The sequence below is a fragment of the Streptococcus sp. oral taxon 431 genome (assembly GCF_023110115.1).
Lineage (GTDB): Bacteria > Bacillota > Bacilli > Lactobacillales > Streptococcaceae > Streptococcus.
The window spans coordinates 115,604-130,980 of sequence record NZ_JALDVP010000001.1 but is presented as its reverse complement, the minus strand read 5'-3'; the positions used below and the strand labels follow the sequence as shown (position 1 = coordinate 130,980).

General features: G+C 31.8%; 21 protein-coding genes and 1 pseudogene. 1 reads left to right on the top strand and 21 read right to left on the bottom strand.

The window, feature by feature from the left end:
* Positions 1 to 336: 336 nt before the first annotated feature.
* The 17 genes from M1F91_RS00770 to M1F91_RS00690 form a co-directional block, all read right to left on the bottom strand.
* Positions 337 to 1,524, bottom strand: coding sequence for a site-specific integrase (locus M1F91_RS00770; protein ID WP_247912225.1), 1,188 nt, complete (start codon positions 1,522 to 1,524; stop codon positions 337 to 339).
* Positions 1,496 to 1,765, bottom strand: a complete 270-nt coding sequence (locus M1F91_RS00765; RefSeq protein WP_000450956.1) for a DUF3173 family protein — start codon at positions 1,763 to 1,765, stop codon at positions 1,496 to 1,498. Before M1F91_RS00765 ends, M1F91_RS00770 begins: the two co-directional genes overlap by 29 nt.
* A gap of 269 nt (positions 1,766 to 2,034) precedes the next feature.
* On the bottom strand, positions 2,035 to 2,262 hold the full coding sequence (locus M1F91_RS00760; protein ID WP_037606785.1) for a helix-turn-helix transcriptional regulator: 228 nt from the start codon (positions 2,260 to 2,262) through the stop codon (positions 2,035 to 2,037).
* Positions 2,263 to 2,365: 103 nt separating this feature from the next.
* Entirely contained in the window at positions 2,366 to 4,195 is a 1,830-nt protein-coding gene (locus tag M1F91_RS00755) for an SAG1250 family conjugative relaxase (RefSeq protein WP_247912224.1), read from the bottom strand.
* Positions 4,182 to 4,547, bottom strand: coding sequence for a MobC family plasmid mobilization relaxosome protein (locus tag M1F91_RS00750; protein ID WP_037606789.1), 366 nt, complete (start codon positions 4,545 to 4,547; stop codon positions 4,182 to 4,184). The genes M1F91_RS00755 and M1F91_RS00750 overlap by 14 nt, the downstream gene beginning before the upstream one ends.
* 4 nt (positions 4,548 to 4,551) lie before the next feature.
* Positions 4,552 to 4,908 (bottom strand): SAG1252 family conjugative relaxosome accessory protein, encoded by a 357-nt coding sequence (locus M1F91_RS00745; protein WP_125394036.1) that lies wholly within the window; start codon positions 4,906 to 4,908, stop codon positions 4,552 to 4,554.
* 296 nt (positions 4,909 to 5,204) lie between these two features.
* Complete coding sequence (locus tag M1F91_RS00740; RefSeq protein WP_037606793.1) at positions 5,205 to 5,495, bottom strand: DUF5960 family protein; 291 nt, start codon at positions 5,493 to 5,495, stop codon at positions 5,205 to 5,207.
* Entirely contained in the window at positions 5,473 to 5,850 is a 378-nt protein-coding gene (locus tag M1F91_RS00735) for a hypothetical protein (protein WP_037606795.1), read from the bottom strand. The genes M1F91_RS00740 and M1F91_RS00735 overlap by 23 nt, the downstream gene beginning before the upstream one ends.
* Entirely contained in the window at positions 5,847 to 7,262 is a 1,416-nt protein-coding gene (locus M1F91_RS00730; RefSeq protein ID WP_247912223.1) for a Y-family DNA polymerase, read from the bottom strand. The genes M1F91_RS00735 and M1F91_RS00730 overlap by 4 nt, the downstream gene beginning before the upstream one ends.
* 2 nt (positions 7,263 to 7,264) lie before the next feature.
* Positions 7,265 to 7,948 carry a LexA family transcriptional regulator gene (locus M1F91_RS00725; RefSeq protein ID WP_102210748.1) on the bottom strand — a complete coding sequence of 228 codons (684 nt, stop codon included), beginning with the start codon at positions 7,946 to 7,948 and terminating at the stop codon, positions 7,265 to 7,267.
* A 251-nt stretch (positions 7,949 to 8,199) separates the two neighbouring features.
* On the bottom strand, positions 8,200 to 8,970 hold the full coding sequence (gene pezT / locus M1F91_RS00720; protein ID WP_247912222.1) for a type II toxin-antitoxin system toxin PezT: 771 nt from the start codon (positions 8,968 to 8,970) through the stop codon (positions 8,200 to 8,202).
* Positions 8,970 to 9,446: a type II toxin-antitoxin system antitoxin PezA gene (gene pezA, locus M1F91_RS00715; RefSeq protein WP_000579622.1), complete on the bottom strand. Its 477-nt coding sequence runs from the start codon at positions 9,444 to 9,446 to the stop codon at positions 8,970 to 8,972. The genes pezT and pezA overlap by 1 nt, the downstream gene beginning before the upstream one ends.
* A 67-nt stretch (positions 9,447 to 9,513) precedes the next feature.
* Positions 9,514 to 9,786: a hypothetical protein gene (locus tag M1F91_RS00710; protein ID WP_037606804.1), complete on the bottom strand. Its 273-nt coding sequence runs from the start codon at positions 9,784 to 9,786 to the stop codon at positions 9,514 to 9,516.
* A gap of 37 nt (positions 9,787 to 9,823) precedes the next feature.
* Positions 9,824 to 10,207, bottom strand: coding sequence for a DUF5945 family protein (locus M1F91_RS00705; RefSeq protein WP_001845547.1), 384 nt, complete (start codon positions 10,205 to 10,207; stop codon positions 9,824 to 9,826).
* Positions 10,204 to 10,437 carry a DUF5965 family protein gene (locus M1F91_RS00700; RefSeq protein ID WP_002933293.1) on the bottom strand — a complete coding sequence of 78 codons (234 nt, stop codon included), beginning with the start codon at positions 10,435 to 10,437 and terminating at the stop codon, positions 10,204 to 10,206. The genes M1F91_RS00705 and M1F91_RS00700 overlap by 4 nt, the downstream gene beginning before the upstream one ends.
* A 50-nt stretch (positions 10,438 to 10,487) precedes the next feature.
* A complete protein-coding gene (locus M1F91_RS00695; RefSeq protein ID WP_247912221.1) occupies positions 10,488 to 11,573 on the bottom strand; it encodes a toprim domain-containing protein in 1,086 nt (361 codons plus the stop codon).
* Between the two features lie 9 nt (positions 11,574 to 11,582).
* A complete protein-coding gene (locus tag M1F91_RS00690) occupies positions 11,583 to 12,224 on the bottom strand; it encodes a peptidylprolyl isomerase (protein WP_247912220.1) in 642 nt (213 codons plus the stop codon).
* A 159-nt stretch (positions 12,225 to 12,383) separates the two neighbouring features.
* Between M1F91_RS00690 and M1F91_RS00685 the strand changes: the two are divergent.
* A pseudogene (locus M1F91_RS00685) lies at positions 12,384 to 12,580 on the top strand (hypothetical protein).
* A gap of 862 nt (positions 12,581 to 13,442) precedes the next feature.
* Here the strand turns inward: M1F91_RS00685 and M1F91_RS00680 are convergent.
* The 4 genes from M1F91_RS00680 to M1F91_RS00665 all read right to left on the bottom strand — a co-directional run bounded on the left by M1F91_RS00680 (position 13,443) and on the right by M1F91_RS00665 (position 15,375).
* The gene (locus M1F91_RS00680; protein WP_247912219.1) at positions 13,443 to 13,625 is read right to left on the bottom strand and encodes a hypothetical protein; all 183 of its coding nucleotides are present in this window, start codon (positions 13,623 to 13,625) and stop codon (positions 13,443 to 13,445) included.
* Positions 13,626 to 13,816: 191 nt separating this feature from the next.
* A complete protein-coding gene (locus M1F91_RS00675) occupies positions 13,817 to 14,221 on the bottom strand; it encodes an immunity 22 family protein (RefSeq protein ID WP_247912218.1) in 405 nt (134 codons plus the stop codon).
* Between the two features lie 127 nt (positions 14,222 to 14,348).
* Positions 14,349 to 14,774, bottom strand: coding sequence for a hypothetical protein (locus M1F91_RS00670; protein WP_247912217.1), 426 nt, complete (start codon positions 14,772 to 14,774; stop codon positions 14,349 to 14,351).
* 100 nt (positions 14,775 to 14,874) lie between these two features.
* Complete coding sequence (locus M1F91_RS00665) at positions 14,875 to 15,375, bottom strand: SMI1/KNR4 family protein (protein ID WP_045615700.1); 501 nt, start codon at positions 15,373 to 15,375, stop codon at positions 14,875 to 14,877.
* Between the last annotated feature and the right edge of the window lie 2 nt (positions 15,376 to 15,377).

Below are 15,377 nucleotides of genomic sequence, written 5' to 3'. Positions count from 1 at the left end.
AGCGCCACACTTATCACTCAATCACCTGACTCTCACTATCTCAGGCTCGCTTAAGATCTACCGATAAGATATTCTTTCTTTCGTCTATTATAACAAAATGCAATTAAAAAGTAAATTTTTTTCATAAGGAATCTCCAATAATTCACCTAAAATAGAAATACTAATCTAACGTCATTCCCTTTTTTGCCCCTTCTAGAACAAAAAGAAAAACCGCTACTCCTAAGAATAGCGGTTTAATCATGTTTTTAAGCTACAAATGTAGTCGCTCTATTATTTAAGAGTAACAATTTGCAAATCCTATTTTCTCCCAGTATTAGTGGGTTAATTCCTCAATTTTCAACTCTGGCAGGAATTTGGTAGGTAAATTGATAATCCAAGATTATCTAAACTGTTTGTAATCTCTTCTGAAATTGTTGAATCACCTGAATAATACCAATGACTATATGTATTCAACGTGGTTGACTTATCAGCGTGTCCTAATCGATATGAAACATATAAAGTATCCTTATGTAACACATTTATAAGATAAGATGCATGACTATGTCTTAATCCTTTCCCCGTAATTTCTGGTACACCAGTAATCTTAGCATGCCTTTTTATTATCCTAGAAATTGTAGACTTACACAAGGGGGCACCAAAACGTGATATTACATAATCTTTATCATCATTCTTGATTTGAACTTCTCGCCATTTTTTAAGTATTGTAATCGTAAAATCATCTAAATCAATTTTACGATTCCCTGCTACTGTCTTTGTTTGTTGTTTAGCATACCATACACCGTTTTTGTCTTTCTCAATTGTAGAATGAACATGAATCCATTTACGTTCAAAATCAATATCTTCCCATTTAAGAGCAATACCCTCACTAACTCTTAAACCAGTCATAAAATATAACCAGATCGTCATGTAATTATGGAGTCCCTCATACTCACTAATATCAAAAGAGTTTATTACCTTCTTAAATTCATCAAATGTCCAAAATTTTGTATCAGGGTGTTTTCCTCTAGGATTATCTAATCCTTTAAAAGGAACTCTATCAATATAACCCAATCTTTCTGCATAGCCCAGACATGCTTTAAATCTAGACCACATATTTTTAGCATAGTTACTAGAATACTTGTCTATAATAGCTAAGCGAAATCTTTCACAGTCAATAGTACTAATATCTGATAATTTTTTACTACCAAATTGCTTAATAAAAAACTGATGATGTGGTAAAGCGGTCTGATAAGTTACAAATTGAACTTTTTGTTGATAATATTTTAAATAAATCTCTTCCATAAACTCTCTAAAAGTTAGAAAACTATTATTAATAGTAGAGTTCACAAATTCATGTTTTAAACGAAGTATCTCTTCATATGCTTCCTTAAAAGAATTAAACGGTAGTCCTTGTTGATTTTTCCTTCCTTTCTTTTGAATTCTTTTCCCAGTTATTGGATCAACTCCTAATTCAATTTGAAAATAAATTTTTCCTTTTGAATCTTTGTATACACCTTTATATTTCTTTGTCTTTGATATAACCATTTTTCTCACCTTCTATATCTGAAAAAGAAATACCAATTAAATTTTCTACAATATTTTTAGGAGCAATACCTAACCTTTTATTATCGAAAGGTGAACATCCTAATTGTACCGCATTCTTATCATTTTTTCTAGCTTCTTCAAACTTTTTTACAGCAATCTTTTTTGCTTGTCTAATAATATTCCTCGATGTGTGCTCTGGAAAACCAATCGCAACTAAATCTTTATAGTTTACTGTTTCCATGATTTTACTACTTCCTTTCTTAGATTTTTTCACCTCCATGGCATGACTGATGAAGTCATCATAAGAATTTCACTTGCTGCTCTTTTACGGTGGCAGCCTGAACGGTCAGAAGTATCATTGTATATCATTTGTATCATGGCATATAAAGTATCGCTCTATTTTATTGATGGTTTTAATGTCGCTCTTATCATGGCGAGCCATTCAAAACTGCTCCACAAATGAGGAAAGTACCATTTTGGACTATTTAATTGTCAATGTGCTTTCTTAACCTAATACTTTTTGGAGTAATGGTCTTCTTTATTATCCACTCGACCTACAAGGTAATCTAAACTTACATTATAAAAATCTGCAAGTTTGATAAGGTCATCTATAGAGATTAATCTGGTACCTGATTCCATTTTAGAATACGCTGATCTTGTACAATTTAAGATTGTTTTTGCAACATACTCTTGTGTCAAATCAGTATCCTCGCGTAAATCTCTAATCCTTTTCAACATCTAATGTCTCCTAAAATAAGTATAGTATAGTTGATTTCTTATTTTATGAAATGTGACAAATTGGCACACGAAAGTCTTTTATACATACTTATTAGGAAAGTATTTACTCTATATGTATCTCTTTTTCCTTGTTAGATTTCATATTTTGTTTTTTCTTATATTTCTTTATTGTTTTATTAAACATTTCAAATAAATTTATTGCTTCTCTATGTTGTTCCTTCAGTGTTTCAATCTTTCCTTTATATATGCATAAATCCTTCTCTATTGTATCTACTGAACTTTTACCTTGAATACTATTTTCTAAATTGCTAGAACTATTTGTCGTATTATTCAACAATACTTCCTCTAAATTAGTTAAATCATCAATTTTATTTTGGACTTGTTCAATCATATTCTCTAGATATGATATTTGGGCAATGAAATCATTTGTTATATCTTCAAAATCATTCGAACTATTTTCCGCAGATATAAGAAAATCTAATTGTTCTATTTTTTCTTTAATTTTGCTAAGAGAAATTCTTCTATACATATACTGCGTTTCATACTGAAGATTAAATTGTCTAATCAAAGTTTTACCTTTCATAAAGCGATTTTTTTCTGCTGAATCTTTATGATATACATAGTAAGAACTAGTTTCTCTGAGAAATACTTTAACTTTTTCTTCTTCCATAGTGATTTGAATATTTGGTACAAAAATAAATCCTTCTTGTCGGATACCAAACTGTACCTTAATGTAAATTCCATCGTCTACTACTTCTTCTATTTGATTAAGATTCAACTCTACTTCAAACTCATGAACAGCATCCCTATTTCTCTTGAAATCTTGATAGGATTTCCATACCACCTTTTCTGTCGGCAACTTTTTTTCTTTAATTAGCTTTTCTTCATTGTAAAGCTCAACTAAATTTTTATTATCTAAGACAAAAGTTTCATTTTTGTTATTAAAATAGTCTTGAAAATAACTAACACTATACTGATTCGATTTTACCAATTCCTGCTCTGAAAGCTTAATCCCATCAAACTCAAATAGAACATGTTTTGCTTTCGGAATTATTTTTAAGCCAAAAAATTCTGCTTGTTGAATCAATTCATTCATATTCTTCATTTTTGGAAGCAAAAATTCTAAGATGTTTATGATTTCCCTTTGAACAAACTTTTTCTTAAAATATGTTTCATTATAAGGTTGTTTTCTATTCAATTTATTATCACGTACGACTTGTTTCATATTTGAATCAGTCATAAAAAAAGTAACATGCTTGTGTCTAAAATCAATTTTTAAATGTAAAGCTTTTGCTTTTTTCTTGAAATCTTCAAAATTTTTCGAGTTCTCGATTAGAAAATATACTCGCTGTTTTATTTCATATTTGTAATTTGTTTTGCGATAAACTTCATACTGATGATGAGAATAACGATTTTCTATAATTTTTGCGCCTACAATTTTTGAAAGACGATCTGAAACCATTCTTAGATTACGTTCTGCTTTATAATCCCATAGAAATTTTTTATCAGAATTCTGATCAATTGAATTTAGGATGATGTGATTGTGGATATGATCTTTATCGACATGAGTTGCTACAATAAAACGAAATCTACCTGCTGTCAACTCTTTAGCTGTCTCATAACCAATTCGATTGATTTGTTCAGGAGTGAGATGGTCATCTGGAGAAAAGGACTGAATGATGTGATGAGAATGAATTTTTCGTTGATTTACTTCTTGCCTATCATGACGAAATTCATAAAGAGTATCATTACTTAAAAAATTATCATTGTACATCTTCACTAGTTCTTTATAACTAGGAAAAACTAAATAATTTCTCATACCAAAATCTGAAACTAGTGTTAGATTTTTTGTTTTACTTGGATTCAAAATATATTTGATTAGTTTACTACGATAATTTTTTCCATGAATCGCAAAGTGTTTAGTGATGACCATAAAATTTCCTCAATTTTTCAGATCGAATAAGAAAATCTTTCTCCACTTCTACTATTAACTCTTCTATACCTTTTCTCAACTCATTTAATTCAACTTCCGTTATTAAATTCGAATAATTTATGCTTCTAGCTATTTGATTAATATTATTTCCGATTCGTTTTAATTCAAAAATCAAATCTTGATAACTATTTGTATCAATGGTGATAAAATTTATACCAGGATCTAGTAGAGTTCGTCTAGCATATTCTGAGAATGATAAGCAGTTACTTTTTGAGATATTTTCATTTAATTTGACTAATTCTAGGTCAGATAAAAAGACTTTTTTTAAATTTGTTCTATATCGGTGCTCCACTCTACTACCTCATGTATTTGTTACGAAAATCTTCACTAAGAGGACCTGTTTTTTCTACCTCTTTAATTAATTCCTGAATACAAGTTAACAAAATAGAAACATGTTCGTGAGTAACCTGATGATTTGTTTTAGCAATTATGAATACTTCATGAACATCACGGCTAATTTGTTCCAACTTTTGTTTTTTCCAAAGGTTGAACCATTTTTCTATCTGTTTTTGTCCATTAGACAATAGTAAGCTTTTACGGAGAAAATCAGAAAAATTATCCTCTCCTTTCTCTCTCATTAAATCTAGTATTTGTTTTTCTTCCGTTTCTGTTAAGCGAAATTGTTTCCGAATACTACGTATATCTCTTTTCATATGATTTTTCCTCCTTCATTGATACCTGTACTGACAATGTAAGCTTACAGACACTGTCAGTACGTTTTACAAAATAGATTCAACATTTTTGTAAGGCTTTGCGAGCTCAGATATTGTGTCCACAATATCCCAAATATCATATCGCCTGCCATTTCAAACCTCACGGTTCAAAAAAAACAAACGATATGACAATGTGGTGGCACGCCCCCAAACCCCCAAGATAAATCTAAATTAAAAAAAAGTATAACAAATACTTTTTGATAAAATTATCACAGAAAAAGAGCCCTGTCGGACTCTTACAAATTAAAACAATGTCTCTGATATTCATACTGTCTAATGCCACTACTGTCTTTGTTCATCTTGATAGAAAAAACAAAGTAATGATCACGACCGTCTAAAGATTTGCTTTTATTAAGTTTAAAATAATGTTTTTGAGACATAGCCATTGTGCGTAAAATGTCATCAGTGATAAATGTTAATGGTATATCTAAAGCTGAATACTTGTAAAAATCTGATTCAAACCGTAAATAAGAATCCGAAAAATAATCTAGTTGCAATTTATCATCATATAATTCTTTCCGATTCATCTAGACTCTCTCCTTCTATCTGAATATCGAGTATATCTTCCCATTTTAATCGTAGAAAACCAGTGTCTGTTTTAATAGATATAGACTCTTTTCTAATTTCTTTTACAATACCTGATACTACTTTTCTTCTATTTGAATGCTTAAAAACAAAAGTTGCAGGGAATACATTCGTATAAAGTTGACGAACAAATAGAACTTTCTCTTCCATTGATAGGGAAATGGAGATATCATCTTTATTTTTTTCTTCCCAAAGAGAACTTGAATGCTCTGACAAAAAGAATCCCATCCACTTAGCCATTCCACGATCTTGATACTCTCTTGCAGACAAAAAAGGTAAATAAGAACGATTTATCATTTTAGCCCATCTAATCCTCCAGCTGAATGTCCTCCGATGAGTTTACTCCTTGCAATTGTTCTAGAAGCCTGGTCTAGGGCATTTCCTTTCAATAATGAAGTAAAACCAAATTCTGTTCGAATAGCATCGATTGCGGACTGGAGCCTTTCTTCTTTTTCTATTTTCTCAATATCATCAAACAATGAAATCAATCCAAAAGATTCGTCTACTAAACCTGAATAGTTAACTGCAACATTCCTGATAGCACCTGAAGTATATTTAGTATGAAATAACTTTAAAACGTAGTTTGTCAGTTGTGCTGTTTGATTGGTCGGCTCAATCTTCATTTGAGTATGAATAGATCGTTTCTGTTCCACTTTCGAATAACCTAAGTGTATATAAACTACTGTTGCTTTTTTACCAGCTCTTCTCAATCTAACCGCTACTTGTTCTGCCATTTCACGAAGTATAATTTCAATATCTCTTTGTTTGACATAATCTCTAGGTAAAACTTGTGAGTTCCCTATCCCTTTTGACTTCGGCTTATAAGGTTTATGAACATTACTTTCGTCAATACCATTAGCGTGAAACCATAACTCTAGTCCCATAATCCCAAGCTCTTTTTTAATCAAGTCTGGATTAGCCTGTGCCAATTCTTTAATCGAAAAGATACTTAGATTATGTAATCTCTTCTCCATTCGATTTCCAATTCCCCAGAAATCTGTCATTTTAGGAATAGCCCATACTTTCTTTTCTACATCCTCATAGGACCAATTAGCTCTCATTGTCGGATTTTTTTTAGCCTCATTATCTAGTGCTAACTTAGCTAATAAAGGATTGGCATTAGACATACCTACCGTTGAATAAATTCCTGTTTTTCTCCAAATCTTTTTTTGAATAGCAGCCGAGATAATATCTAATTTATCTTTCCTACTAATACTTTTATCTGGCACAAAATAATTTAACGAACTTGTTAAATCAATAAATCCTTCATCAATTGAGTAAGGATAAATATCGCCTAGTGCCGCAAAATCTTGAAAGATTTTTTGAATTTCCATATTGACTGCTATATAAATATCCATTCTCGGAGGAACAATCACGGTTGATTTTGCCCATTCCTCAATATAACGAACATAATCTATCGTTGTCGGTAAACCTTGCTTCTTAGCATTATAGTAAGAGAACTTCCTAGTTTTTACATCAAATGGTAAATCATAGGAACGTCCAACGTTTGATTTTCCAAAGACCTTTTTAAACATAGGAGAGGAAGCAAGAATTAAACCCGCAGAATTATCTGCACGACTCATAACACAAAGCGAAGTCTTAAGTGGGTGTAATCCTCTATCTACACATTCTACACTTGCGTAAAAAGATTTCATATCAATAAAGGCAATGTCACTTTTAGGTTCGAGACTATAATCAAACCAACTCATACTTAGTCCTCTAAAGGCATAAAGTTCCCAACTATTTTCCCTATAATGCGAGGATTCTCATCATAAGGCGCAAACTTATCTGAATAGTTCCGATTGAGTGAAACTAAACGAAGCCCATTTTCTTCACGATACACTTTCTTAATATAGGTTTGACCATCCCAATCTATGGCATAGATAGCCCCGTCATAATCAAATCCCGTTTGCTTAATAAGGGCTACAGAACCATTTTCATATGTCGGTTCCATTGAATTACCAAACACCCATGATGCGAAGTCATAATCAAATTGATGATTAAAATAAACTGTATCGTAATTACCATCATCAAAATAAGCTGTTCCTGTACCAGCTGATAATTTTTCGTAAACTTTATAAGCAAAACGCTCAGGAATTTCTACAACCTTCGCATTCTGTTTGTTCAACAGTTCTGTAGCATAATGAAGTGTTGCTTTTTGATTCTTTTTAGTTAGCTTGAGATAGGTTTCTACTATTTCATACTCTGATTCAAAATATCGAGGGTCTACATTCAAAATCTCACTCAATTTGCTTAGATTATTTTGATTCGGTTTTGTTTTACCTGATTCCCAATTAAAGTACGAAGCTCTACTAATTCCCAAACTAGAGGCAAGTTGAGATTGAGACAAGCCCTGGCTTTCTCTTTTTTCTTTTAATTTAGTAGGTGAAAACATCTTTTCTCCTTTGTAAGTTTATTAACTAACAAAAAGAATACCATAGCTAATTGAAAAAATCAAGTGTTTAATAAGCACCAATATTTAAATTAATCATAAACTATGCTTTATTCGTACTTATATTGTTAAGAAATCATCACTGAAAAATGCTAAAACTTTTGAAAAAATATGAAGAAGAAAATAGAGAATATAAAAAAGGATCGTTATTTTTTAATTAACGATCCAATAGACTTTATTTTAAAAATCTAACTCTACAAACCTTTTCGATTAGTTAAATCTTTCAATCTTTCTTCTCCAGATTTAAGCATCTCTTTCTCAACTTGATTCCATTCTCCAAATAGTAAATCATGTAGAACGGTTGCTGCTGAAGTTGTATTTTCTTTTGAATCATATACACAACTTCTATCTCGTTGGTAAATTTGAATTCTTTCAAAGATAGCTAGTTCTTCCAATTGCCGTGTATTATCAACTAGATGATTTACAATGAAATCATGATGTTCTTTTGGAGTTGCACGTGCTTGATTTGGATTGATAGCGTATAGTTCTTCGTATCGGATAAGGGTGCTCAGATAGGACAGCTTAGGCTTTGTCGCAATCAAGGCTAATTGTACTTCATATCCCCTACTTTTCAAGAGTTGTGCTGTTTTCTTTGGAACATCAATCGTTCGTAAAGTTCCCTCTATCAAAAGATTGTATCCCAAATGACTCAATTCTGTTACTAAAGACTCTACCATTTTACCTGCAAAATCTTTGGTGTATTCTACACTATCTTTGCCATATTCTTGCTGCAGTTCTATATAGCGTGGATGCTGAGAACGAAAACTATCACCATCTATGATAACAATATTTCCTTGAAATTCTTTCTGTTTAATACGATGAATTGTAGTCTTACCGGCACCACTTTGCCCTCCAAGCAAAATCGCTATAGGTTGCTTACTGGACTTTTTTCCTCTTGTCAGTGAACGAAGATTCCGTGCTAGAGCATGTTTGAATTCACTATCAGTATAATCTTGGATTCCCATTAGGCTACCATCCGTTTTTCAGATATCTCTAACATACGTTCAATTCCATCCAAATAGCCGCTATACCTCTCTATTTCATCAAAAGTTTCAACTAGATAGATATTCGTATGAATCAAATCAGAAAGATCATCACTCATTAAAATCCAAGGATTAGATTCATCATCAATGCTAATTCCCTGACTATCTTGATAACGATAGAGTCGAGATAATAGATTAGCACCTCTTTCTTTCACAATTTCAATTTTTAAAGTCAATTCATAATCTTCAACAGGATTGAGCATTTTATCTTCTCCTACAATATCGACATAAGATACATTAAACTTCTGACAAATGATGTCTATTAGTTCCGTAGAGACTGAACTCGTTCCATTTTCATAACGACTAAGACTATTTCGTGAAATACCTACAATCCGTGCAAATTCGGTTTGTGTTAAGTCATGTGTTTTACGTAAGGATTTTATGTTCTTTCCAATCATGGCAAACTCCTTTATTTTTATAATTCAATTATAGCATAAAAAAGAATAATGCACCAAATTTGGTGCATTATTGACTATTTTTCCTAAATCTCTCTAAATTCTTCTCCAATTGTTCCTTATGAAGTTGATTCTTAGCTTCCTTTAATGTGTCGTCCAAAGTTTCTTCTCTATAAGTTGCTTCTGTTTTTAGTTGTTCTGATCCTTGATCTGGAGTGAAAATGATATCTAGCAGTCGGTCTATTTTTTCAAGATCTTGGACAGACATATCAGATAGTCTATGAATCAGCTTTTTAAATACATCACTATTGTCGTGATTTTTCTTAAAAAGTTTTGTAAACATCTATAACCTCTCAAAAAAAGCAGCCTATCAGGACTGCTTAGTGTAATTCGGAAATCGCATCATAAATTGACTGCAATTTCTTATTGTCTTTATTCTTTGTGTCAATCAGCGTATGTAGCTCTTCAATTTTCTTTTGACTACTTTCAATATCGCTATTGTTATCCGCAATCAGTCTTTTAAGATGTTGCTGATAACTTGTAGTGATATCTGTCTCTTTTCCTGTTCTAACCTCTGTAACTTTGGGTTTAGAACTAGAATTTGATTCCGTCACAGGTGCTTGTTTGCGCTTTTGAAAAGCTGCCTCATAATTTACATCATTACCTCCTTGATGATTTCCAAATAAGGCCGCAATTTTATCTGGATCTTCTTGATTTTCTGATTTACTTTCTAATGGTTGATTAAAATTCCAATCTTTTGTCATTCACTCATTTCATCCTTTCTAAATTCAGAATCATCGAATTGTCTTTCTTTACCAAAGGCATGGTCAAGAGCTTCTTCAAAACTCATGTGACTAATGCTTTGACGCCTTTTGAACGTCGCAAACATCGCTGTCTCCAGTTGCTCTTTGTAAGCAGCGAGTTTTTCTGACTCTCTTGCTACCTTGCTTTCTTGCCTAGTGACCTTTTCTTCTAAGCGTTCGATTATGGTCATATACGATCCTCCTTCATTCTAATATTAGCTAAAACATCTTGATTTTGTTATCACAATTCTAAACATTGAGAGGTTTGTCTTACTGGTGGATTTCCAAATGTCTCTTTTGAATTCTCAATCATAGATTGAAAATCTGATTTCTTTTCTCTAAGAATATCGTTCCAGTCTATTTTTTCTTTCCTAGATTCATTATTAGGTAAATCCAGTAAAACAGGCAATCCTGATTGAGATAACTTATCAGAAAAAGCTTTTCCTGCATCATCACAATCTACCGCCAGTGTCAGTAAATCAGGATGATTATCAAAATAGGTAGTGGTATCACGAATTGTATTGATCAAAGGCAATAACTTTGAAGGTGTTATTGTATCCAAGAATTCCAACTTCTGATTTTCTTCAGCTATCAGTCGTAAAGTTTGATAAGCGACAACAGACCTTTTTAATCCCTCCATAGATACCAAACGAACATCAGATAGATTTTGTTGATGAAGTTCGTAATAGCTCATCAAATCGACGAACGATTCACAAAAGACCAGTCTATTTGGTTTACCAATATCAAAGGATATTCCAATATATCCATGGCTTCCTTTTAGAATCGTTTTCAGCCTCTCTCTAGGAAGAGAGTGATTCTTATAAATCCCCTGTAAGCTTGCTGCCTGCAGCTTGTGACGATGATCAAAGATTTTAAAAACAATAACAGGTTCAACTGTTTCATTTGTTTTCCAGCTGGCTTGTGCTATTAAACCTTGTTGAATCATCCTTTGTACGATTTCTTCTGAAATTCCTCTACATTCTGTTAAGTAATATCTGGCCAGACTACAGTTAGAATCTTCTATTCTCTTTAAAGGATAATAAAAAGGTCTCTCTCTTTTTTCTTGAACAGCTTCTTTTTGAAAAGGTTCTTCAGAAAGAAAGGCTAGAGCTTCTTTAAAGGAAATTCCCTGAACAAGTCGAACAAAATCAATGACATCACCTTGAATATCTCTTGAAAACCATTTAAAAGTATTGGTAGTTGAAAAAATCCGAAATGAATCGTGTTCAGGATGTTCATAGACACTGCTCGAAACTTGTTTAAAGGAGATACCTAAACGATTGGCTACATCAAGAATTGAAATTTGCTTACATTCTTCTATTTCCATGCAATATCATCATTTTGTTGTAGTATTTGGTAATGATGGAACAGATGAGGATTCTTCTAAAGTTTTGGGAGTTGCCTTATCTAAATCATCTAACCCAGATTTCCAAACCTGTACTTGGTTGACCAATAACTTACCAGGTAGTTTAGAATAGGACAATTTAACAGTTCTGGTTTCTGTTTGATTTGTCTTTGATTGGTTGGCATTCTTTAAATCAGATACATAGGTTACATTATAAGAGACCATAGCAATGGCTTGATTCGTAGTCTGATTGACAAAGATATCTGCTTTTTCAAAATGATAATCCAAAATATAGTCCTTATAAACTTGGTTCATGGCATCATTTTGACTTGACAATTCTTGAGAATAAGCTGATTCAGTCATATAAGGTTGAATACGTGTATTATTTTCTCCGAGCTTTTCTTTCGTATAGTACTGTGTCAAAAATTCTTTTACAGTATCTGATGACAAAATGCTGGCTTTATCTTCTGCTTGTTTGTCCTCTACAAGTTTAGCTGCAGCCAATTCGATTTCTTTGCGACTTTGTTTAGCAGTAGAATGTTGACCAGCAGTATATCCCATCATGAGAATAAAGCTAGTCGCAGCCACTGCTCCAAAACTAATTAAGGCTTTAGTTTTGACTTTATTTAACATCTTAGACCTTCTTTCTATAAAAACTAGGTCAAGAATAACAAAAAGAACTTGTAAGTTTTATCACATCACAACGAAAGGTAATTCCTACATTTCAGGCGCAAAATCGTACAGTTCAGAGAAAAATATCAAAATTAGCTGTCTTCAGTTTATAATATAAATATGAACAAATTAAAAGAAGAAAATTTGAGAAGAGCTCTTTCTCATATTGAACGACATAAACAAGCCATAAATACAAGTAATAATAGTGAGGATAACGATTTTCATAAATTATTACTCCAATTTAGTTATGAAGTATATGAAAGAATCAAGGCTAATAAAAACCTTATCCGAATTTAGATTCAGATAAAGTCTTTTGACAACAAATCTCATGTTATCTCCTTGTTTATTATGACTGAAGGTTCTTACTGTGTTTTATGATGTCAATACACAAAAAAACGATCAAATCAGTACTATTTTCCTTTGTGCTCTAAACTGCATAAAGGGAATATCGATGAGTACTTTCATTGATCGTTATTATTATTCAAATTAATTCAATAATAAAAGTAACTTCATCTAAGTAATAAGAGCAATTAATTAGCTCAGCAACAACGATAACCACAGCAACTCCTTCTAAACGATGCAAGGAATATCCGCCGTGGCTATCAATTTACTTTTTTTCTTTTACTTCTGTAAGTTACTTTTGTTATTTTTACTTTTTCTGTATTATATCATATTTTGATTAAATTGTCATCTAAGAAAGTGATTTTAAAAAAACTGGAAATTTTTTCAATTGTATATTTTGACAATAAAAAACACTTTTATGTTAATTTAATGATTTTAGAGCGTTTTTAGCTTATTTGATTTTAAAGTTGTCGTCTATTCCTTAGAATTACTTGAAGAACAGGAAAAATTCGACAACAAAGTAAGTCGATCTATTCAGTTATAAAACCTATGAAGGTCTTTCTGCTGGAACTAGCCACTCCTACTTTGGAGATGTAGATTATACTCTTACTTATTCAACTGATAATATCCCTCATGATTTCTCCTCATGTGGTGCTAGCAAGCATCTATATTATAGAACGAAAGGGATAGAATCAACATTTAAATAACACTTTAGAACGAAAGAATATACTGTCTTGTACCAAATTCCTATTTTAAAAAAGGTAAACTAATTTATTACTAAATTAGTTAATAATTTACTCCAATAACACTACACTCTGTAAAACTAAAAACACAAAATTACCAATAGTACCTTTTCTCACTCAGATATTGTTCTTTTTGTTCTCTAGAATTTTCATGATTTCTAATTCCTAGTAATTCGTCTGTTGAAGAAACTATTGGGTCAATCCAGACAGCTTTGGATATAATCCAATCAATTTCTTCTTTACTAAGCTTCCCCGCTATCTCCAGTTTATCAGCCATCAGGAAAAATGACCTCTAGATAGAATGCTATTGCTAATGGTAATGAGATTGTTAAAGAACAAATATTTCAGACGACCTCGAAAAAGAATTGAGGTTGTCTGAAAGGCAGAAACTGCGTGCATGCTTTGAGGCACGCACTCTACCTGTGAATTTAAAAATTTATGCAAGTTACAGCTGGCTAGGCAACCAATTTAACGAAACTTTTTTCTAGGATCTTTAAACGTTCCTATAAATTTTAAGTCATTATAAAGTTTTTCTGGATTATCGGGTTTAAAAGTAGCGTTTGCATAATAATACAAAGAATTCCCTTCATTCACACCTTTTTCTTTAGAAGCTCTTATAATTTCTTCTGTGGCTTTTTTCGAATGCGTACCAATTTCTTCAGCTAAAATTTCAATTGGAACAATCTCTCCGTTTTTGGTACGAAAAGCTACAAAAAAGTCTGAATCAATAAATGAAACCCCAAAATCTGCAAATGCTGGACATTGAGAATCTGAATCTTCCATTCCTTCAGTGTATTTATTAAATTCATCTAACGTCTTATTTGATGTTCCTATCCATACAGAAATCATATTTTTTGTATCTGAATCAAGCATTTTAATCGTCCTTTCTCAATTATCGAAAATTTAATTTAAAATTTATTTCATTACAGAGGCCGTCTGAAAACAGAAACCGCGTGCTTCCCTACGTCGGGATTTGAGGTTTCATGCGGGCTACGGCTTGCTATTTATCATATATTTCCAAATTTTCTAATTCACCTTCATAAGTTATTTGAGCAGATATTTCCATATCAGGAAGAAACGAACCAGAATAGTATATAAATACTAAATCATCAAAATATGCTGTAGTATTGACAATTTTTAAATCATTTGCTAATTCTTTATTATCTAATTCTATTGGTTCATAATCACTTTGCTCATAACAAGCTTGATTAATCTCTATTGAAATGTCTCTTATTAAATCATCAATGTTTATTCGTTTAAAAAAGCTCTCTACCCTATCAAGAATTGGATAAATTTGGCTTTCTCTTTGTATATCTCCTGATTCATCATCAATAAAAATGGGTATATCATACAGTTGCATATCACTAGGCGATAAAGATATTAAAGCAGTAGCTTTACCGTCATTAATTTTTAAATTTTTAATCATGGATTAAATCCTTCCTAGGGTTGAAATTTAGAAACTACTTACGTGCGCTCCAAACATACTCTCCGTTGTGATAGAGAGTTACATAAGGGCTACAACCTACTCATTCATTTTCATAAGCATCACCATAGCTTTGAAAAGAAGAATCTAACCAAAACCATTCTTTTTCATTTGAAACCAATTTTTCCAGTAGTTCTGTAAATGACTTAGCAATAATGGGAGACTCATCAGGTGTGGCATGAGTTTCTATAAAACTATCATAACAAAAACCAAATCTTTTTTTGTTTAAGTCTATACTGATAAATTGACCAAGCTCTTGAGAAGATGCAATCATGAACCAATCATTACTGATATCATCTGCCAACTCCTCCCAAATAACATCATCAGCTGGATATAGAATTTGGTTTGTTGGTTGCAATTCTGAAAGTGAACTGATTCTTATTTCACAAGAAGTATCAATATTGAGAATAGCATATTCATAATTTTCATAAAAGAATTCTAAATCTTTTGGCAAAGGAAAAGCAAATTTTGGTTTTGATACTGCCTTCAAAAATTGATGGCTACCTTTTTGTTCTAATTTTTCAATTAATTCTTTGATTTTCATAA